The organism is Hydrogenovibrio sp., from assembly GCF_965140365.1.
Classification (GTDB): Bacteria; Pseudomonadota; Gammaproteobacteria; order Thiomicrospirales; family Thiomicrospiraceae; genus Hydrogenovibrio.
This window is the reverse complement of the sequence record NZ_OZ223196.1, coordinates 447,790-468,897: the sequence shown is the minus strand read 5'-3', so window position 1 is coordinate 468,897 and position 21,108 is coordinate 447,790. Positions and strand designations below refer to the sequence as shown.

Annotated in this window: 19 protein-coding genes; 10 read left to right on the top strand and 9 right to left on the bottom strand. The window is 47.5% G+C overall.

Annotated features, from left to right (window positions below; translation table 11 throughout):
* Positions 1-102: 102 nt before the first annotated feature.
* The 3 genes from rpsI to AC0KH7_RS02215 form a co-directional block, all read right to left on the bottom strand.
* The gene (rpsI, locus tag AC0KH7_RS02225) at positions 103-495 is read right to left on the bottom strand and encodes a 30S ribosomal protein S9 (protein WP_029939745.1); all 393 of its coding nucleotides are present in this window, start codon (positions 493-495) and stop codon (positions 103-105) included.
* Between the two features lie 13 nt (positions 496-508).
* Complete coding sequence (gene rplM / locus AC0KH7_RS02220) at positions 509-937, bottom strand: 50S ribosomal protein L13 (protein ID WP_472370293.1); 429 nt, start codon at positions 935-937, stop codon at positions 509-511.
* A 231-nt stretch (positions 938-1,168) separates the two neighbouring features.
* Positions 1,169-1,564 carry a winged helix-turn-helix domain-containing protein gene (locus tag AC0KH7_RS02215; RefSeq protein WP_472370291.1) on the bottom strand — a complete coding sequence of 132 codons (396 nt, stop codon included), beginning with the start codon at positions 1,562-1,564 and terminating at the stop codon, positions 1,169-1,171.
* Between the two features lie 163 nt (positions 1,565-1,727).
* On the opposite strand from AC0KH7_RS02215, the gene AC0KH7_RS02210 reads away from it, so the two are divergent.
* The gene (locus AC0KH7_RS02210) at positions 1,728-1,925 is read left to right on the top strand and encodes a YgaP family membrane protein (protein ID WP_472370289.1); all 198 of its coding nucleotides are present in this window, start codon (positions 1,728-1,730) and stop codon (positions 1,923-1,925) included.
* 78 nt (positions 1,926-2,003) lie between these two features.
* On the opposite strand, the gene AC0KH7_RS02205 is transcribed toward AC0KH7_RS02210, so the two are convergent.
* The gene (locus AC0KH7_RS02205) at positions 2,004-2,561 is read right to left on the bottom strand and encodes a hypothetical protein (RefSeq protein WP_472370287.1); all 558 of its coding nucleotides are present in this window, start codon (positions 2,559-2,561) and stop codon (positions 2,004-2,006) included.
* 242 nt (positions 2,562-2,803) lie between these two features.
* Here AC0KH7_RS02205 and AC0KH7_RS02200 point away from each other — a divergent pair, with 242 nt between their 5' ends.
* Together AC0KH7_RS02200 and AC0KH7_RS02195 are read left to right on the top strand one after the other, a co-directional pair.
* Complete coding sequence (locus AC0KH7_RS02200; protein ID WP_472370285.1) at positions 2,804-3,853, top strand: GGDEF domain-containing protein; 1,050 nt, start codon at positions 2,804-2,806, stop codon at positions 3,851-3,853.
* A gap of 12 nt (positions 3,854-3,865) precedes the next feature.
* A complete protein-coding gene (locus AC0KH7_RS02195; protein WP_472370283.1) occupies positions 3,866-4,936 on the top strand; it encodes a CobW family GTP-binding protein in 1,071 nt (356 codons plus the stop codon).
* 96 nt (positions 4,937-5,032) lie between these two features.
* Here AC0KH7_RS02195 and AC0KH7_RS02190 read toward each other — a convergent pair whose 3' ends face one another.
* From AC0KH7_RS02190 to AC0KH7_RS02175, 4 genes are all read right to left on the bottom strand, one after another.
* Positions 5,033-8,365, bottom strand: coding sequence for an efflux RND transporter permease subunit (locus AC0KH7_RS02190; RefSeq protein WP_472370281.1), 3,333 nt, complete (start codon positions 8,363-8,365; stop codon positions 5,033-5,035).
* Complete coding sequence (locus AC0KH7_RS02185; RefSeq protein WP_472370279.1) at positions 8,365-9,486, bottom strand: efflux RND transporter periplasmic adaptor subunit; 1,122 nt, start codon at positions 9,484-9,486, stop codon at positions 8,365-8,367. The genes AC0KH7_RS02190 and AC0KH7_RS02185 overlap by 1 nt, the downstream gene beginning before the upstream one ends.
* 65 nt (positions 9,487-9,551) lie before the next feature.
* Complete coding sequence (locus AC0KH7_RS02180) at positions 9,552-10,943, bottom strand: TolC family protein (protein WP_472370277.1); 1,392 nt, start codon at positions 10,941-10,943, stop codon at positions 9,552-9,554.
* Between the two features lie 323 nt (positions 10,944-11,266).
* Positions 11,267-11,896, bottom strand: coding sequence for an alpha/beta hydrolase (locus AC0KH7_RS02175; protein ID WP_472370275.1), 630 nt, complete (start codon positions 11,894-11,896; stop codon positions 11,267-11,269).
* Positions 11,897-12,040: 144 nt separating this feature from the next.
* Here AC0KH7_RS02175 and AC0KH7_RS02170 point away from each other — a divergent pair, with 144 nt between their 5' ends.
* The 4 genes from AC0KH7_RS02170 to AC0KH7_RS02155 all read left to right on the top strand — a co-directional run bounded on the left by AC0KH7_RS02170 (position 12,041) and on the right by AC0KH7_RS02155 (position 16,876).
* The gene (locus AC0KH7_RS02170) at positions 12,041-13,168 is read left to right on the top strand and encodes a 4-phosphoerythronate dehydrogenase (protein WP_472370273.1); all 1,128 of its coding nucleotides are present in this window, start codon (positions 12,041-12,043) and stop codon (positions 13,166-13,168) included.
* Positions 13,169-13,422: 254 nt separating this feature from the next.
* A complete protein-coding gene (locus AC0KH7_RS02165; protein ID WP_068647512.1) occupies positions 13,423-13,992 on the top strand; it encodes a DUF302 domain-containing protein in 570 nt (189 codons plus the stop codon).
* Between the two features lie 607 nt (positions 13,993-14,599).
* Positions 14,600-15,889 carry an OmpP1/FadL family transporter gene (locus AC0KH7_RS02160; RefSeq protein WP_472370271.1) on the top strand — a complete coding sequence of 430 codons (1,290 nt, stop codon included), beginning with the start codon at positions 14,600-14,602 and terminating at the stop codon, positions 15,887-15,889.
* Positions 15,890-16,045: 156 nt separating this feature from the next.
* A complete protein-coding gene (locus tag AC0KH7_RS02155) occupies positions 16,046-16,876 on the top strand; it encodes an SDR family oxidoreductase (RefSeq protein ID WP_472370269.1) in 831 nt (276 codons plus the stop codon).
* Positions 16,877-16,954: 78 nt separating this feature from the next.
* Here AC0KH7_RS02155 and AC0KH7_RS02150 read toward each other — a convergent pair whose 3' ends face one another.
* Positions 16,955-17,488 carry an FxsA family protein gene (locus AC0KH7_RS02150; RefSeq protein ID WP_472370267.1) on the bottom strand — a complete coding sequence of 178 codons (534 nt, stop codon included), beginning with the start codon at positions 17,486-17,488 and terminating at the stop codon, positions 16,955-16,957.
* Positions 17,489-17,660: 172 nt separating this feature from the next.
* On the opposite strand from AC0KH7_RS02150, the gene AC0KH7_RS02145 reads away from it, so the two are divergent.
* The 3 genes from AC0KH7_RS02145 to accB all read left to right on the top strand — a co-directional run bounded on the left by AC0KH7_RS02145 (position 17,661) and on the right by accB (position 21,101).
* Complete coding sequence (locus AC0KH7_RS02145) at positions 17,661-19,865, top strand: protein-disulfide reductase DsbD (RefSeq protein ID WP_472370265.1); 2,205 nt, start codon at positions 17,661-17,663, stop codon at positions 19,863-19,865.
* A 307-nt stretch (positions 19,866-20,172) separates the two neighbouring features.
* Entirely contained in the window at positions 20,173-20,607 is a 435-nt protein-coding gene (gene aroQ / locus AC0KH7_RS02140; RefSeq protein WP_472370263.1) for a type II 3-dehydroquinate dehydratase, read from the top strand.
* Between the two features lie 38 nt (positions 20,608-20,645).
* Positions 20,646-21,101 (top strand): acetyl-CoA carboxylase biotin carboxyl carrier protein, encoded by a 456-nt coding sequence (gene accB, locus AC0KH7_RS02135; RefSeq protein ID WP_472370261.1) that lies wholly within the window; start codon positions 20,646-20,648, stop codon positions 21,099-21,101.
* Positions 21,102-21,108 lie beyond the last annotated feature (7 nt).

The following is a 21,108-nucleotide window of genomic DNA, read 5'->3' as shown; positions in this document are numbered from 1 at the left end:
CCTATAAGCACACAAACAGGAAAACGATCAACAGCTTTCTCTCAGACATAAAAAAACCGCCAGGCCTGGCGGTTTTTGGTGTTCCGTAAAACGGTAATCGAATTAACGTTTCGAGAACTGTGGACGACGACGTGCTTTGCGAAGCCCCACTTTTTTACGCTCAACCTGACGCGCATCACGAGTCAATAGACCACGCTGACGTAAAGCAGAACGGTTTTCATCGTTGAATGCCAATAGCGCACGAGAGATACCGTGACGAACCGCACCGGCTTGACCGGTTGTTCCACCACCTTTTACCGTGACAGTGACATCAAACTTTTCAACATTTTCAGTCGCTTCCAATGGCTGGTTAATCACCATCAAATCGGTTTCACGCGCGAAATATTCTTTCACGTCACGACCGTTGACAGTCATTTTGCCGCTTCCCGCTTTCAAGAAAACGCGAGCCACTGAGTTTTTACGACGACCTGTTCCGTAATATTGTTCTGTTGCCATTCTCAATTCCCTCTTACAAGTCTAGTTCTTTAGGTTGTTGTGCAGTATGTGGGTGCTCGGCACCGGCATACACTTTCAGTTTTTTCAACATTGCACGGCCTAGAGGACCACGAGGCAACATTCCTTTAATAGCAAACTCAACCGGACGAGTCGGCTTGTTACCAACCAAGGTTTCAAAGTTTGTTGACTTCAAGTTACCAACATACCCTGTCACGTGGTGATACATTTTATCTTTGCGCTTGTTACCGGTCACGGCGATTTTTTCCGCGTTGATAACCACGATATAGTCACCACAGTCAACGTGCGGCGTGTATTCCGGCTTATGCTTGCCACGCAAACGCGCTGCGATTTCAGCGGCCATACGACCTAAAGTTTTACCTTCAGCGTCCACAATGTACCAGTCACGTTTTACTTCAGCTGGCTTTGCAACAAATGTTTTCATAACTTTGTCCTAAAAATAAATAGCTAATCCATTACAACTATCCGGCGAACCGAATAATCACTTACTGTTTAACGGGCAATAAGAAGGGGTAAGGATTAAAGAGTGGGATTTTAGAGACTTTCTCTCTAAAGTCAAGCGTTTACCGGAATAAAATCCAATATTCATTTTTTACCAGGCCTGGTGAAAATGGCGGGCGTAGGGTTCGAGGAAAAAAACGCCCGGAAACAGCGCTTAAAAACCCAAATTATCGGACATTTCCTGCAAAAACGCTTTCAGTTTCTCCTCAACACGACGAAACTCTTTCACCACCAAATGCCCCTTATCGGTTAACTGGGTGCCACCGCCGGCCTTGCCGCCATGCTCTTTCACCACCAACGGCTCCTCAAACATTTGATTCAATTCATCAATCAACTTCCAGGCTTTTTTATAGGACATACTCATTTCCTTAGCGGCCTGATTAATGGAACCGAGCTGATCGATTTTTTCCAGCAAGGTAATGCGCCCGATGCCGACGTAAGCTTCGCCCTGCCCCATCAACCAAAAGCGGGCGCGGATGTTTTCGGCATAGGCATCGCCGGGCAATTTAGTTTTCAGCTTGCTTTTCGCTGTTTTTACTACTTCCGTCATAATGTTCTATTGATTTTTAACCAAAGTGCGTTAACAATTAGAGGGGTAATCGGATTTTAAATGGATTTTAAATACAACGATCAATCACCGCATGTATGAACCATGTGTATAACTAAATATCATACCATTTTACATGCTTAAACTGACTATAGGGAGAAGATAAATGAACATTGGAACATTGGACAGATGGCTTCGGATCATTATCGGTGCGATACTGATTCTTTTGGCCGCCACTGATGTTTTGGGGCTGTGGGCCTATATCGGGATTATCCCGCTGGCCACTGGCATTATCCGCTGGTGCCCGCTCTACACTCTGCTGGGCATTCAAACTTGTCCGTTGCATGAAACAGTCAAACGATAAGAAACTATCGTCTGACACACATAAAAAAAGCCCGGTCATGCCGGGCTTTTTAATTCTAAACGATTAACCGGAAATCATTTATTTTTGGATGCCGTGGAAAGCATTGAATTTTTTCATGGCTTCAACCGGCTTTTGCTTACTGGTTTTTTTAGTCAAGACATACACAACTGTCTCACCGTTTGGCCCGGCACCGATATCGGAATAACGGAAATTATCCACGTGTAATTTCACAAACTCATCAAACGTCGCCCAAGTCGTGAACACATAAATACGATTATGTTCTTTCTCAACCACTTCCGCATAAAAGTCATCTGCTGGCGCCATTTTACCGGACATCATTTCTTCCGCCGGATTCGTGGATTTCTTTTTGTCCGCTTTGGTCAAGCCATACACAACCGTTTGACCGTTTGGCCCGGCACCGATAAAAGTACGACGATAAGGCGTTTCACCATGTTCCAAATATTTTTTGTAAAGGTCGCCATCATAGAAAACGTTCATGCGTTCATCCATGACAATGTACAAATCATCGTTTACGGCTTGCGTGGCTTCTGCTTTAGTGTCGGCTTTTTTCTCAGGGGCTGTCGAACAGGCCGATAGGAAACCGGCCGCCATCATCGCGATCAATAGTTTTTTCATGGTTTAACTCTCTTAAAGTTTATAAAAATTACCCGCTCATTCTAAAAGCGCTACATAACAGCCATGTGAATGAAAGATGACAAAAAAATGAAACCCAATCCAAGGCCAACTAAATGAAACGTCCGCATCCATTGAAAATCACGACTGTCCATCTATTTTCCTTAAAAAAACTCGGCCTTTAAATTGGAGACACCTTATAAAGGGTTTATAATATTAGAAAAATAACGAAATGCATTTTTTTCATGGAAACCTCTAAGATACTGCAAAATGACTGCCGATACACCCTCCCGAATGCCGATGCTCAGGAAGTGTCTTTGCAGGTCCTCGACAAGCTGAAAGAATTGGACATCAATGCCAACCCAATTCATTTCACGCTGTTTTATGAACTCCTGACCAAAATCAACCCGAACATCGCCGAACAAATCGAACACGCTTTGCAATTCAATGCTTACGACGAAGGCGCTGCACGCGTTATTTTCAACACCCTCTGGTCAGAAGTTGTCAGTCACAGCATGCACTCGGAAGAATTCTCGAACATCATCAACGAATTGATTCTCTACATCGAAGACTGGGTCAACGAAGCCAAAAACAAACACGAAGAGCTGGACAGTCAAATGCAAACCATTGACGGGCTCAAGAACCCAGATGAAATCGTCAGCCGTTTGAAAACACAGGTTTTACCCACCATCAAACACTACCAAAACGAAACCAATGCCCTGCAATCGCAAATCGCCGAAACCAGTGATGAAATCAAGCAACTGAAAAAAGAGCTCGATAAAGCGACGGCCATCGCCAAAACCGACGATTTAACTAACATCCCGAACCGTCGAGGCTTTAACGAAATCATCGAAGGCGTTATGCAGGAGGCCAATGAAAACCAAAACAGCTTTGCGTTACTGGTACTGGATCTCGATTTTTTCAAAAAGATTAATGATAATTATGGTCACCTAGTCGGCGACAGTATTTTGCGCTATCTGGCAAAAAGCCTACACAACGAAACCAAAGGAAAAGATTTCATCGCCCGCATTGGCGGCGAAGAGTTCGTCGCCATTCTGCCATACACAGGTTACGACTCCGCCCTAAAGGTAGCCAATACCATTCGTCAAAAAATCGCTTCCAGACCCTTACAAGTGCGAGGCGACAAAAAACCGATCAACCTCACCCTTTCCGTCGGCGTTGCCATGTACCAGCTGAACGAAACCATCGAATCGCTTTTTGACCGTGCGGATAAAAGCCTTTACATGGCCAAGTCGACGGGTCGCAACAAAGTGTGTGGCGAAGCTGAGCTATAAGCCCGACCGACTATGAGCCAACGCTGTGCGCTAAACATTATTTCCGGCCAACTCGGCGCCGGTAAGACCACTCTTCTCAGGCACTTATTGCAACAAAAGCCCGCTGATGAACACTGGGCCTTGCTGGTCAATGAATTTGGCGCCGTCGGTATTGACGGCCCGGTTCTCGAAAGCGCCTCACAAACCAGTGTCACCCAAATTCCCGGCGGTTGCATTTGCTGCACCGCCAAATCGGAACTCGAAACCACCGCCCTGAAATTATTGGACGAGCAACAACCCGATCGCCTGCTCATCGAACCCACCGGATTGGGTGAGCCGGACAGTCTCGTGGACCTATTCACAAGCGGTCAACTGGCAGGACGATTCGACATACAAACCTTGTTTTCCGTTATCGACTTGCACCAAGCCGACCTTGTAGAATTCAACCGGCTATCCATTATGCAAAATTTGCTCAATATGGCCGATGTCCTTCTGTTGAATAAAAAAGATACGGTGTCGAATGAAAAACTCAACCAAATTCAGGCCTATTGCGAAGCGCTTTACCCGCCGAAACAAGCCATTTACGTGACGCAACAGGCGAAAGTGCCACTGGATGAAATTCGTCATCCTCACTTTCATCACAACACTTACCAGCCGACCACCACCCCCTTCTCGCCTTTTGCATCCCTGCATAAGGCGCACAGTGGAGCCAGCGTTTCCCACTCGAACGAGCTGCCTTACAAACCGACTGAACTCCCCAGCCTATTGAAACGAGTTTATCAAACACAACTCGGCACCCAAGCCATTGGCTGGATATTTGACGACAACATCATTTTTGATTGGGCCAAGCTGTTCCAATTGTTGGAAAGCTTGAATCAAAACCACTTTCAAGAAGCACCGGGAACCGTCAAACGCGCCAAAGGCGTTTTTCGCGTTGGTGCCACACCCAGAATGCTGTTTCAATGGGTCAACGGTCAAACGACCCGCGAACTCATCGCCTATCGTAAAGACAGCCGCCTGGAACTTCTGCTCGACACAGCGCCGTTTGACTTCCCGGCGTTTGAAGAGGCGTTGAAAGGCTGCATCAAAGCGTCTGACGCCTAAAACGCCTTTCTAACACCGTCATTTTGATTAGATTATCGACAGATATAAAAAAACCGCCAGGCCTGGCGGTTTTTTTATATTGAACCCTCCCTGCGTTTACGCAGGTCTGGTCTGTCCACCCTCGGTGTATTTCACTCCTGAGTGCCATTGCCAGATAAAGTACAACAATGGAATCACCAACAGCGTCAAGACCGTCGACGACAAGGTTCCGAAAATCAAAGAAACCGCCAGACCACCGAACACCGGATCGGTAATCATAATCATCGAACCGAACATAATGGCCAAGGCCGTCAACAGAATCGGACGGAAACGCACCTTACCGGCTTCAATGACCGAGTCTTTCAATGTTTTACCTTCGGCACGGTATTCCAAGATAAAGTCGATCAACAACAGGGAGTTCCGTACCACAATTCCGGCCAGAGCAATAACCCCAATCATCGAGGTGGCGGTAAAGGCTTGCCCAGTCAACCAGTGCCCGGGGAAAACCCCAATCATGGTCAATGGAATCGCCCCCATGACAATCAGCGGCATCATAAAGGAACGATAGTAACCGACCAGAATCAGGTAGATGAAGACCAACGCCACAATAAACGCACTCCCCATATCACGGAACACATCCAGCGTCAGGCGCATTTCACCGCCCCACAACAACGAGTAATCCATCATATCATCCGGCTGAGCTTCCACAAACCCGAGGTTAGCGGTATGGAAGGTCACACCGGATTCCGGCAGCTTGACACCATCCAGCATCTTGTCCATCGACAAGACCGCATAAACGGGGCTGGAACGCAAAAGCTCGCCGCCGACCATCACCATTTGATGCTGGTCACGCCCCATAATCGGTTTGGCTTGAACCACTTCTTTAATGGAAGCAAAAGCCGAAATCGGCACAGAGGCTCCGGAACGGGATTGTACATTCAGCGACAATAGTTGCTCCGGTACGGTTCGCTCCGAACGCGGCAAGCGCACAATGATGTTGACCGGTTCACGCACGTTATCCAAGTGCATATAGCCCAACTCATAGCCGTTGATGTAATCCCGCAACATCTTCGCCACTTCCGCCGGCACAATGCCCAGCAGATTGGCTTGAGTACGGTCGATATTGATTTGGTAACTTTCGGTATTGGCCGTCACCGTATCATCAATATTCACCAAGCCATAAATATCATGCATTTTGGCATTAATTTCACGCGCCGCTGCACGTAACTTATCGTAATCCGGGCCATAGAGTTCCGCCATAATTTGCAGCGTCACCGGAGGCCCCGGCGGTGTTTCATACAGTTTGATATTTGCGTTCGGGAACACCTTACGCACCGAGACCAGTTTATCGTTCAACATTTGTACGATTTCATGCGATGACAAATCCCGATCATGCTTGTTCACCAAGTTGACACGAATTTGCGCGAAGTTGGAGCCTTGTTTAATCAAATCACCGCGCACCAAGGCCGCGAAATCAATCGGTGCATGATCACCCAAGTACACGCTGTAATCGGTTACAAACGGCGTATTGGCGATAATGTCATTAACACGGCGCACCACAATATCCGTGGCTTCCAACGCGGTGCCTTCCGGCATATCGACTTGAACCAGGAAGGTGCTGGTGTTGTCGTACGGCAACATCTTCACTTCCACGCCCCCCGAATGCAACGGATTATTCATGCCGTCACCACGCAAAAATTGCAGCGCCGGCTGCGTCATGGCCGCAAACAAAGAAATCAACACCACAAACAAGAACACATTTCGCTTGGTGCGACTTTCCAATAACGGCACAATGGACTTTTCATACAGACGCTGCATCCAGTCCGGCTCATTGACATGATGCGTTTCCAGACTGTCACGCGCTTGCATTTCCTTTATGGCCTTTTTGCCAAGGAAACGATAAGACGCGTATGGCACCAAAATATACGCAATGACCAACGATGCAATCATCGCGACCGGAACATTAAACGGAATGGGTGCCATAAACGGCCCCATCATTCCGGTCACAAACAGCATCGGAATAAACGCCAAAATAACCGCAAAGGTCGCGACATTGGTTGGATTACCGATTTCATTGGTCGCCTTGATCAACACCTCATCGAATTTTTCCGGATCGAACCCTTCATGAATGTGTCGGTGGATATTCTCGATGACCACGATGGCGGCATCCACCAGCAAGCCCAACGACAAGATCAACGCAAACAAGGTGATACGATTAATGGTTTGCCCGGAAATATAGCCCACGAACAACACCACAAACAAAATCAGCGGCACCGTCAAGGTCACGATACCCGCTTCACGCCACCCTAGGAACAGAATCAATACCACGATGACGGAAGCCACCGCAATCGCCAAATGCTCCATCAGCAAGTTTACTGCAGCATTGGCCTTTTCCCCGTCGTTACGGGTGACGGTAATGTCCACATTGGAAGGCAAAACACTCAGTTTCAGTTCCTCCAGCTTCTCCAAAACGGCATCCGCCACCGTCACGGCATTGGTGCCCGGTTTTTTGGCTAATGAAATGGTAACGGCGGGCAATTCACTGCGAGAACTTTTCGTGCTGGACGGACCATAACCGATTCGGGTATCGGTATCGGTCTCCATTGGCCCATCTTCAATTCGCGCAATGTCTTTCAGATAAATCGGACGACCGTTTTCGGTGCCGATAATGATTTCGCCCACTTCTTCGGCATTGCCCAAAAAGCCGTTTACCCGAATAGGCTCTTGCTTATTGTTGCTGACCAACGCACCAACCGGCAAAGAGACGTTACTGCCTTTCAGCATGTCACTGATTTGCCCAAGCGACATCCCGGTCAAAGCGATTTTTTGCGCATCCAGCCACACATTAACGGCCCGGCGTTTTCCGCCCACCACGTCCGTAAAAGAAACACCGGGAATATTCCGCAAGTTTTCCACCAGCTTCAGGGAGACGTCACGCAAATCGTAACCGGACAACTCGTCCGAGGTCACCGCCAGGGTCATAATCGGCACATCATCCACATTAATCGGCTTGATGAGCGGCTGCTGCGTGTCCGGCGGCATCTTGTCCATATTTTGCATCAGCTGGTTATACAGCTTCACCAGACTGTCAACCTGGTTTTCCCCCACATCGAACTGCACCGTCACAATACCGAAATCATTAGAGGCATAACCAAACGTATGTTTCACGCCCGGCAAGGCGCCCATAATGGTTTCCAGCGGCTTCACCACCATGTTTTGCACTTCGCTCGGCGTCGCCCCGCCCTTCGGCACGATAATATCCGCCGCCGGCACAACGATTTGCGGGTTGTACTCACGCGGGGTCACCAAATAAGCCAAAACCCCTGCCAAAGTCACCGCAACCATAATCATCATGGTGATTTTGGAATGAATGAAAATTTTAGCGAGTTTCCCCGCGATGTTTAAATTCGTTGAGGAATCCGTGGATGATTTCTGTTCGGCCGTCGACATTATTCAGCCCCTTTCTTTTCCGCTGGTTCAACCGCTGTGTCCACATCGACCACCTCGATGTTATCCCCATTCAAAAGACTTTGATTATTGGCCACGACAATGGTGTCACCCAGATTCAAACCGGCCTTGATTTCGACTTTGTCGCCAATCTTTTCACCTAAACGTACCATATGAAAATTGGCCTTACCGTCTTCCAGAACAAATACCCCTTGGACGCCGGAACGATTTAATACCGCGGATTTCGGAACCATCATGGTTTGACGCTCACCGCGTTTAAACCCAACGCGAGCAAAGGTCCCACTGTTCACATTGACCAAAGAAGGTAAACTCAACTTAACAGTATGGGTACGGGTTTTCGGATCCGCTGCGCTCACCAATGTATAAATGGTGCCGGTTAATGCTTTAGGGTGACCATCAATCACCACTTCCGCCTCATCTCCCGGACGCAGTACAGCAAACAAATCTTCGGCCACCTGTGTCTTCACACTCAAAGACGTCAGGTTCTCCAATACCAGCACCGGGTTACCCGGAGCCGCCAGGTCGCCGGCCACAGCCATCTTGTCGACCACAACGCCATCAAATGGTGCTTTAACATTGGCGTAATTCAATTGAGATTTTGCTTGATTCAAAGCCGTTTTAGCGGAAACCAGATTTTCCTGAGCCACTTTATATTGCAGGCTAATCTTGTCAAACTGTTGTTTGGAAACCGAGTCTTGCTTATACAGTTTGGAAAAACGATCATAATCCAGCTTAGCATCTTTCAAAGCCGCACTGGCTTGTTGATAAGCCGACTTCGCCTGTAAGATCTGGCTGTTCACGTCGCTGGAATCAATGGAAAATAATAACTCGCCCTTTTTGACCTCTTGGCCCACTTTCACGTCGAGGTTCTTAATGTACCCCATTAAGCGCGACGCAATTTGCGCCTTCTGATCCGGTACCACAGCTCCCGGCACCACGGCTTTTAACGGAATGGTGCCCAGGCTGACGGTTTCCACCGGCGCTTGGATGGTTTGAACCGGTTTTTCGGTAGTATTGAGGTCATCCGACTCTTTCCCGCAACCGGAAAGCCCGATGACGGCGACCAGACTGCTTGACAGTATCAGTTTTGCAATGGTTTTCATTCGTTTACCCTTTAAAAAACTTTAAAATTTTGAAATTCGATTCATTCTGCTTTTTCGGCTTTGGATTAAAGCTGTTCGACACTCATCGTGCCGGTTTCAAGACGCAATTTCGCTTTTTGAATGTTTTTCTCAAAAACAGCATTGACCAAGTCGGCTCTCGCTTTATCCAACTGTGCCTGGTTTGACAACACTTCGGTCATGGTGGCAATACCACCTTTATAGCGTTTCATCACCAAGCGCTGCGCTTCTTCAGCCTGTTTAACCGCCAACTGGTTGGACTTAACCTGTTTTTCCGCCACCTGCAAAGTACGCCAGGCTTTCAACACGGCCAAGCGCGTTTGGTTTTCTTGTGAACGAAGCGCGGCTTGCTTTTCACTGGCTAACGCCCGCGCACGATCCACTTTGTTCGCCGTCACCCCAAAGTCGGTGATTTTCCAGGAAACCACACCCGCCACCGTATAAGACTGGCTATCGAACCCTAGATTTTCATCATTGGTATCGCCGCGAACCATGATATTGAAATTGGGATACTGGTCGGCTTTACTGGCATCAATCGCCGCTCGCTTCGACAAAGACTCTTCACGCGAAGCTTCCAGTTTCGGATTGGTGGTGGTCGCCATATTGGTTAATTCCGGCAGGGATTTTGACGGCAATGAAATGTCGATACGGGGCCCCACATCCAACGGTGCGTTTTGATCCAAAGCCATGAGGGTTCTTAGATTATCCAGTGCAATTTGCTCTTGCATTTTGGCTTGCTCCAAAGCGGTTTTGGCATCTGACAAATGCACATTGGCACTCAATAACTCCGAACGAACGACCACACCTTGGTCCACCATATTTTGCGTGGTTCGAACATAGGATTCCGACGCTTTAACGGCCTGTTCGGCCACGGAAACAAAAGCGCGCGCGGTGTGCACCCCTTCATAGGCTTGATAGACATTGTAGGTTAAGTACTGCTGCACCGCCTTATCACCGTGCTGCGCCGCTTTAATCATTGCTTTAGCTTGGTTTTGATAACTCGAGACCCGGCCGCCGTTCCAAACAGGAATCATCACTTCCAGACGGGTATTGAAATCCGTATAACTCCCCGGTTCATTCAAATCGCCAGGAACATAATCTACCCCTTTATTCATATCGGCAAAACCAAAGTCACGGAAACTCGCATCTCGCTGGTTTAATTTCATACCAAACACATTCAGGGCGTTATTCGAGTTGGTGCCCGTCATGGAAGCCGTGATTTGCGGCATGCGATTGGCATCGGCTTCCGCCAAGGCGTATTTGGCTTGTTGAAGACGATACTGGCTGACATCCATTTCCGGGTTTTGACCCAACGCCGTTTCCACACACGTTTTGAAATCCAGTTGCGCGGCATGAGCGGAAGTCGCCAGACCTGAAATCAAAATGGCGATCAAAGGCATGGATACGGGCTTGATGACCCTTAATACATTTGGCTTCATAAAATTAGTTCCTAACAGGCTTAAAACTCGGGCTTAAAATTCGGTCTTTATTACCGCTAATATTTCTAAGGATTAAGACATCAGAATCAAGCGTTCATCCCTTCAGAAGGCCGTTTTCATCTTTGAAAACAACATTACCGCCCCCAACGCTAGAACTCAAACGCATTAGAATATTAGTAATTACTTATATTAAAGTTTTTGAATTATATATAAGAATTTTCTTATATTCCAGTTTTGAGACAAAAAGAGTGCAACCCATTCTTTAGAATCTCACTAACGTCCACATTTATTAGCACATCACGTAAGTCGATTTGCACAAGGCTTCAATAAACCGCTGTGACAATATTTTTCAACCAAACCAGCTGACGGTGAAAGAAATGACTGGCCTGGGCCCGCCAAAAAATATCCGGAACCGAGTCGGCTTTAATCGCCCACTGCAAAACCTCTACACTGTCAATGACCTCATCCTGCCCGCCTTGAATCAGCACCCAAGGCATCGTCGGATACAAACCGGTAAAGTCGTACATAGACACCGGCGGTGCCACGGTACATAAAGCATCCGCCTTCAACGCTTCCGCTTGTTTCAAGACCACATAGCTGCCGAAGGAAAAACCGGCCAACACCAATTCATCCACCTCGGTTGTTTCACGCAACCAATGAACGGCGGCCGCCAAGTCCATTTGCTCACCTTCTCCGCCATCGTATTCGCCTTCAGACCCACCCACGCCACGAAAGTTATACGCCAAGGTGCCATATTCCAGGCTCTGAAACGCTTTCTCGAGTGTCGCCACCACTTTATTATTCATCGTTCCACCGAACTGTGGGTGGGGATGGCTCAATACCACCCAACGTTTTGGTTGGTCGCTGAAAGATGAGGAATCACCAGGCCTGGTCATTCTGACTTCAAGTTCACCCACTGCTCCTGGAATCCGGCGAGAGGATTTTGAGTGCATATTTTTCCTTCTATCATTATTTTAAAACAACTCTCTGTGGTCTTATGACCCCAGAATCTTGAACAGACGCATCACTCGGTATCTTGCTACAATATCAGCTTAAAGCCACAACATTATTCTTATGAATTTTCCACGGAAATACGTATGACCTCAAACAAAACCATTGTCATCGACGACGCCGTTCCCTATGCACACGAACTATTTTCACACCTCGGTCACGTCATCACCTTACCTGGCAAGGAGATTACTCGCGACAGTTTAAAAACGGCCGATGCCTTGATTGTTCGTTCGCGCACGCAAGTCAATCAAGCGTTACTGGAGAACACACCGGTCGAATTTGTCGGCAGCACCGTTGTCGGCTTGGATCATATCGATCAAGTTTACTTACAACAACAAAGTATTGAATTTTACTCGGCCCAAGGCTGTAATGCGAACTCCGTAGCCGAATACGTCATCACCAACATCGTCAACCTGGCCGTTTCAAAGGGCTTCGAATTGGCCGACACCCGGCTCGCCATTATTGGTGTCGGCCATGTTGGAAAACGCGTGGCCGACAAAGCGGCGGCCTTAGGCATGACGCTACTATTAAATGACCCGCCTCGGGTGGAACAAGAAAACCTGACCAGCTTTACCGATTTGGACACGGCCCTGTCAGCAGACATCATTACCGTGCATACCCCCCTGAATTATGACGGGCCACACCCAACCCATCATTTATTGTCAGCGGACAAACTGCGCCGAATCCAACCTCACCAAATCATCATCAATGCGGCCCGTGGCGGCATTATCGACGAGCAGGCCTGGTCAAAAACGCCTACCGCCGCCAATATCATCGACTGCTGGGAAAACGAGCCCAATATCGACGAAACGCTTTATCAAACCGCGCTGATTGCCACACCGCACATCGCAGGCCATGCGCTGGATGCCAAAATCGCCGGCAGCCAAATGGTGTTTTCCGCACTGTGCCAATACTGGCACACTGAACCGGTTATCGATTGGCCAAGCATTTTGCCAACGCCACCCGACCCCATTCAACCATCCTTTACAGGAAAACTGGAAACGGACTTAAAAGCTTTACTGGCGCAATGTTACCAGCCCGAAAAAGACGATTTGGCCATTAGAACAAATAATATGATAGAGACCCATAAAAAATATGAATATTATCGTCGACATTACCCTATCCATCGTGAATGGCACCAACATCGCGTGCAGAAAACCGGGCATAAAATATTTGATAACTGCCTGTATTCTCTAGGGTTTAAGCTTATCTGATTTTTACGTATTTCATCATTTAATAAAAAAATTATATTAGGAGTTGGTTATTTTCATAAAAGAAAATTATCTCTACACAAAAAAATTAATTTTTATTTTAAAAATAACAAGAGTAACCTTGGTTGCTGAAAATTGATTCAAATCAAGCAAATAAAAAATGCGTCAAATATGTAACGGCCTTAAACCAATTTAAGACCACTACACATTTGGCGACAATCAACCCCCTTGATTACAAAGCAACGGAGAAAGACTCAATGAGATTAGTAAACTTTTTTAAAGCCGCCTTTATCGCAGGTGCCATCGCAACACTAAGTGGCTGTGGTACAGTCAACGCCATCAACAACTTGAACGATGGTGCAGGCGAAACTTTCATGCAAATCTGGGATAAATGGGTTGCCGCCGATGGTGACATTGCCGATGCCACCATGTGGGAAGTCAAGGTGGAAGACGGCGTTGAATTGGAAGACGTCATCGACGCCATCAACAACGTCGGGATCAACCGCAATATCAAAAACGTAGGTGAATTACCGCTGTCCGAAGAGCTGAAAGCACGCGGCATCGACTCTAAAATCATTCATGTTATGTCTTTCTGTAACCCGGAAACGGCTCGCAAAATGGTTGACTTCTCACCAGCAATGGGTGGTTTCCTACCATGCCGTGTGAACATCATCGAAGAAGACGATGGCTTGCATATCTACACCATGAACATGGACATGGCCATTAAAATGGGTAAAAAAATGCCGCCGGAACTACAGGAAGCCACCATGCAAGTGCGTGACACCATGTGGGAAATGTTGCAAAAAGGTAAGTCTGGCGCTTTCTAAGCCGTTTCGCTTAGTTCGTTAGAAACAAAAAACCCGCTCCATGCGGGTTTTTTTATGCCTAATTGATTTTCACCCCTCCCCAACCACTGATTTTTAGGCACTCACTATTTAAACACCTCTAAACCCGCTTACGATAAATAAAAACGAATAACGGCCATCGTTAACTTGACACTCGGTTATACCCACTCGGCTCCAGACTCTCATCTAATGACATTAAACCGCCTGAAACAAAAACATTAAAAATCATTTTTTAATAATATTAGAAAGTCATAATAAAAAATTCATGCTCTCTCATAAAATTATTTTCATTTCAATACGTTAAGGCACAAACATAAGAAAATAATTATATTATTAAATACTTCTATTCTTTCATATCAACAACTTAGATTAAAAAAAAACTGAATCACGCCTCTAAAGACCAAAACCAAACTATACGAATTAATCCCACCTAATCACTGATAAGTTTTTTTGATTATTAAAAGACTTTTCTCTTCGGCATATTAGTCTCTGACCAAAAAACAGCGTGCCATTCCTCCTTATAGGTAAGCAACGAAACAACAGGAAGACACGCTCTCAAATTTATTGATAACGAAAAGAGAGAAACTCAATGAAAAAAACAAGACTCGCTTTAGCAATTGCAGCCACCGCAATGGCTTCAACTCCTGTTCTTGCAACCAACGGTGACAACCTAATCGGCCTAGGTGCTCAATCTCGCGCACTTGGTGGCACAGGTACCGCCGCTTTCTTCGGTTCTGAAAACGCTCTAACCAACCCAGCGTTGTTGGGTAAGTCTCAAGGGACTGAATTTGCCATTGGTGGTACTCTGTTCAAGCCTGACGTTAAAGCAACGTCAAACGTTGCCAACCCTGGCGTTGAAGCATCACAAACCAGTGACAATGACTCGAACATCATTCCTGAGGTTTCTCTATCGACTCGTATCAATAACAATTGGACATTCGGTTTAGGGATTTTCGGTTCCGCGGGCATGGGTGTCGACTATCGAGATACCGCCGGTCTGTTCAAAGGCTACAGTAACCTACAGTTAATGAAGTTTGCGCCAACACTTGCCTATAACACCAATCGCTTTGGTTTTGGCCTGGCGCCAGTCATCCAATACGGAGCATTAGACATCAACTATCAAGATGCCAGTGGCAACAATGTCGGTAACGGTATGTCAACAGATATTGGCTATGGTTATAACTTAGGCGGCTATTTTGACATCACGTCCGACTTCACTATTGGTTTAACTTATCAATCCGCTATTGACATGAAATATAAAGACCAAATCACGACTGCGGCAGACGGTTTTGCTATCGGGCCAAACAGCCCTATCGGCCAGAAGACCATCACATCAGATCACTTGGAGCAACCTGCCGAAATCAAAGTAGGTCTTGCTTATACGATGGGCAGTTTTATGCTGACAGCCGATGCCAAACAAATCCAATGGGGCCAAGCCAAAGGTTATAAGGACTTCAACTGGAAAGATCAAAACGTTTTCGGTGTTGGGGCTAAATACTCTGGCAACCGCTTCTGGGCAGGCATTGGCTACAACTACGGCGAAGACCCAATCGATAAGCTGGATGGTGATTCCACTGGCGCAACACTTCCTGCGGGTGGAACCGGATACTCCAACGAAGCTGTTAATCTGTTTAACAACCACTTCTTCCCAGGAATCGTTGAATCTCACTTTACATTCGGTGGCGGTTATCAGTTAACCAAAAACCTAGCACTGGATGGCGCAGTTGTGTATGCACCACAGGTTACCAAGACGGTTAAAACAGGCGTTATCTCTTCTGCACTGGGATCTAGTTTTGCCAGTACAGCGGATGCTGGAACCGAACACGAAGTCAAACACTCCCAAATCGGTTACACCTTGTCTCTTCGTATGAATTTCTAATTCTGCGTCGAAACAAGCCGCTTAAAAGCCGCTCCTTGAGCGGCTTTTTTTATGCCTGAAAACTTAATTTTCGATGTCATGGATTTGTTATATTCCCTTTTCGCTTTTTTGTGATACCATGCGACCAAAAGCGGTCAGAAAGGAAAGGTAACAACTATGGCGCGAGTTCTTATTGCGGGATGTGGTGATCTAGGGTGTCGCCTAGGTGTCAGCCTGTCGGAAAAAGGTCACGAAGTCTTCGGTATTCGACGCGATGCCTCACAGATTACACCGCCCATTCATCCAATTGAAGCCGACCTATTCAGCCAGTTGCCAGACCTGCCTGAAAACTTTGACTACATTTTTTACATCGTTTCGGCGCCCAGCTATAACGATGTGGCCTATTACAAGGCCTATGTCATGGGCTTAAAGCATTTAATCGATGCTTTAAAAGGCCAATCCCCCAAGCGCTTATTTTTTATTTCCAGCTCATCGGTTTTTACCCAGTCAGAAGGGGAAAAAGTCACGGAAGACAGTGCGGCGGAAGGCAAAAACTTTTCCAGCCGTCGCTTACTGGAAGGTGAAGAGCTGGCGTTAAATGCGCCCTTCCCCGGTACGGTTATCCGCTTCGGTGGCATTTACGGCCCGGGGCGCACTTATTTGATTGATATGGTATTGCAAGGCAAAGCCCATTGCATGGAAGACGTTTACAGCAACCGCATCCACTCGGAAGACTGTGTCGGTTTACTGGAGCATTTGATGGAGCAGCCGGACTTGGACACTTTATACATCGGGGTGGACGACGAACCGACGTTAACCTGTGAAGTCTATGAGTGGTTGGCAGAGCAACTGTCGGTTTCAAACATTGAACACCGTGAACCGACCGAAAACAGCCGCGCCATGCGAAGCAACAAGCGCCTTTCCAATGCAAAAATCAAAGCTACCGGCTATCAATTCAAATACCCAAGCTACCGTGAAGGCTATTCTGAATTATTGGAATCGCTTTAAACCGGATACCTCAAATACAAAAAACGCCCAGGCCTGGGCGTTTTTCTTTATCTAAACGGCAGCCAACCAAACGCTGAGTTATGGCTTTGACCCCGGTTTTTTATCCGAACCTGAGTCGTCATCCAACACTTCGCCCTCAATCACATCCGGCTCCGCTTTCGACGAGCCGGACTGAATCACGTGCACATGACGAATACCGTCTTCGGTCTGCTCGGTCCATTCCGTTTCATACACCTGACCTTTATAACGTGCGTATTCTGCTTGGCGTTGCGCGATAATTTTATTCGCCAAGGCATGACGAATCGGCGGGATCAACAGCAAAAAGCCTAGGGCATCGGTAATCAAACCGGGAATCAACAAAAACAGGCCACCGAGGAAAATCAACATGCCTTCCATCATCTCGGTCGCTGGCACCTGCCCCTGCGCCAGACTGGTCTGAGCCTTTTGCATGGTCGCCACGCCTTGGTGGCGCATTAGAGCCGCACCGACGATTGCCGTCAATATCGTCAACAAAATAGTCGGCAGCGCGCCGATTTCACTGCCCACTTCAATCAATACATACAACTCGATTAAGGGCACTAACAAAAACAACAGGAAGAAAACTTTAAACATACGGGTCTCTTTAGACGTGGTTAAAAACAGATTGTATAAAACTCGGGTTTTCCCCTATTTACACAAAGTTTGCACAACATACAATGATGATTCTACGTTAAAATCACAACTCACTTATTAACGTATACAGTATACATAAGTCTTTAAATCGTTTTTTCAAGGTGATCGTAAAATGAAAAAAACAGCGCTGTTGACAAATTTTCTGGCCCTATTCCTTTTTTTCTGGGCCCAACACACCTTGGCCTCCGACGAGCTACTCGACGTCGACCAAGCCTTTGCCCTGCAACCAGCCAAAGTGGAAAACGGCGACATCCTGCTCCAATGGAAAATCGCCGACGGCTATTATCTGTACCAAAAGCGCATTGCGGTTGAAGCCACGTCCAAAGACATCCAACTCGACCCATTGGTTTTCCCGACACCGATCACCAAAGACGACCCACTTTTCGGCAAAACCCAAGTCTTCAAGCATGACTTAACGGTTTCTCAGCCCTATACCGGCACCGCACAGCAAGCGACCTTGACCGTCAAATACCAAGGCTGCGCCGAAGAGATTGGCGTATGCTACCCACCGCAAAGCAAAACCGTGACGGTCAATTTACCCTCCGCGCAAACACAAACCTCTGAAAACGCCCTGAGCGCATTGAACGATTTAATTGTCGACAGCGCTGAAGTGGAACTACTGCCAGCAGACGAAGCTTTCCAATTCAGTGCCGAACCGGATGGAAAAGGCCACTTGGTATTGGACTTCAAAGTCGCGAAAGGCTATCACCTCTATAAAGACAAAATCAAAACCCAGTTGAAGCAAGGTCAAGCCGATTTAGGTGCGTTGCAATTACCGCAAGCCACACCGGCCAACGATCCGGTCTTCGGGGATGTGGAAGTCTATCATGGCAACTTCCAAGCCTTGCTGCCAGTGAACAATCTAACCGACACCGCCGAAGTGGAAATTTCTTACCAAGGCTGCTCCGCCGAGTCGGGCGTTTGTTACCCACCAGCTCATAAAACCGCTACCCTGAAAACGGCGGATTTCACGGTGGCACCTGCAACGTCAGATGCAACCTCCTCGGCAAACGGTCAGGAAGCCCTATCGGAAACCGACCAAATCACCAGTACACTGCAAAACAGCTCCGTCTGGATCGTCATTGGCACCTTTTTCCTGTTCGGTTTATTGCTGTCCCTGACGCCATGCGTTTTCCCGATGATTCCGATTCTGTCGAGCATCATCGTCGGCCAGGGCGATCAACTGACCACTCGAAAAGCCTTCACCATGTCGCTGGTGTATGTGCTAGCCATGTCCATCACCTACACCTTGGCCGGCGTCTTGGCCGGTTTGTTTGGCGAAAACTTGCAAGCCATGTTCCAAAACCCATGGATTATCGGAACCTTTGCGCTAATATTCATCGCCCTGGCTTTCTCCATGTTCGGCTTCTATGAGCTGCAATTGCCAAGTGGGTTGCAATCCAAAATCACCAACCTGTCCAACAAACAGGAAGGCGGCACCTTAACGGGCGTCGCCGTCATGGGCTTCTTGTCCGCGCTGATTGTCGGGCCTTGTGTCGCCCCGCCGCTGGCCGGAGCCTTAATTTACATCGGCCAAACCGGTGATGCGTTACTGGGCGGTACCGCACTCTTTGCAATGAGTCTCGGCATGGGCGTTCCGTTGTTATTACTGGGCACCTCGGCCGGCAAGCTGCTACCAAGAGCCGGCGCTTGGATGGATAATGTTAAAGCCATCTTCGGTGTACTGATGCTAGGGGTCGCCATCTGGATGGCCGAACGCATTCTCCCTGGCTGGATGATTCTGTTCGCTTGGGCGGCACTGCTGATTGGCTCCGGCATCTACCTGGGTGCCCTGGAAGCCATTGGTGACAAATCCGGCTGGTATAAGCTGGCCAAAACCATTGGTGTGATTTTCCTAGTATATGGCGTCATTATGCTGATAGGACTGGCCAGCGGCAGCCAAAACGTCATTCAACCCTTAAAAGGATTACAAGGCGCGAGTGGTTCGGCATCTCAAACCCAAGCACATTTGAATTTCAAAAAAATCAGCACGCTGGATGAATTGAATACCGAAATTGCCAAAGGCCAGCCCATCATGCTCGACTTTTACGCCGACTGGTGTGTCAGCTGCAAAGAAATGGAGGCCTACACCTTTTCCGACCCGGCCGTTCAAAAAGCGTTATCGAACGTAACCTTGCTGAAAGCCGACGTCACCGCCAACAATGCCAATGACAAAGAACTGATGAAAGCGTTCGGCATCATTGGCCCACCGGCGATTCTGTTCTTCGACAAAGGCCAGGAGCAGAAAGCCCAACGTGTTGTTGGCTTTAAAAAGCCGGATGCCTTTATGCAACACATCCACAATTCATTCCAATAACGCGACTAAGAGTACTGGTTTCGACACCACATCCCTCAAAACCGGCCACACCCTAAAGGGTATAAAGACCTGGCCGGTTTCAACACTAAGTACCATCCAGTAATACTCTACAAAAACCGTCACCGTCCCCTCAAAAAGTGACAAAACATTATCATTTTTAAACTTCACCTGTATTTCACAGCATTTCGCGAACTTTCACGTCTTTTTTTGCGCTTTTGTATATCGCAAAATCGAACTTTCAGGTATAATTTTCAACAATTTAATCTTCAACCCCTTTGAGACGGCTCAAACAGCTTTAGGAAGACTTATGGCGAACATACTGGTAATCAACGGTCCGAATCTCAACATGCTTGGCAGACGCGAACCGGAGCATTATGGCCGCCAAACACTCGGGGGCATTATTGAAGAACTCGAAACCCTGGCGGACGACTACGAAGTTCGGCTTTACAACTTTCAAAGTAATGCGGAACACGAAATTGTGGAACGCATTCACACCGCTTTAGACGATATTGACTTCATTATCATCAACCCCGCCGCGTTCACGCATACCAGCGTAGCCATTCGGGATGCGCTCGCTACGGTTAAAATCCCGTTCATCGAAGTGCATTTATCCAATATCCACAAGCGTGAAGCTTTTCGAACCCATTCATATTTTTCCGACATCGCCGAAGGCGTCATTGCCGGGCTGGGTCCGATAGGCTACCAGCTGGCCCTGGCCGCTGCGGTTGAAAATTTGAAATAACCAAACACCAAAGACTATCTTTAAGAGGAATAAAGAACATGGATATTCGTTCAATTCGCAAACTAATTGAAATTGTTGAACAATCTGACGTCGCTGAGATTGAAATTAAGGAAGGCGAGCACAACATCCGCATTACCCGTAGCAAAGAACCGGTCATGATGTCGGCTCCGGCCACCGCCACCTACCAAGCCGCGCCAATGGCCTCGGCACCTGCGGCTTCAGAAGCACCGGCAGAAGCGCCTGCGGCACCAGAAGTCAGTGGTCACAATGTCACTTCGCCAATGGTCGGTACTTTCTATTCTTCACCATCCCCGGATGCCGATGCCTTTGTCAGCGTCGGCGATCAAGTTTCGGCCGGCGACACCCTATGCATCATTGAAGCCATGAAAATCATGAACCCGATTGAAGCCGACGTTTCCGGAACCGTGAAAAAGATTTTGGTCCAAAACGCCGAGCCGGTTGAATTCGGTCAATCTTTGTTCATCATCGAATAATAGGGAA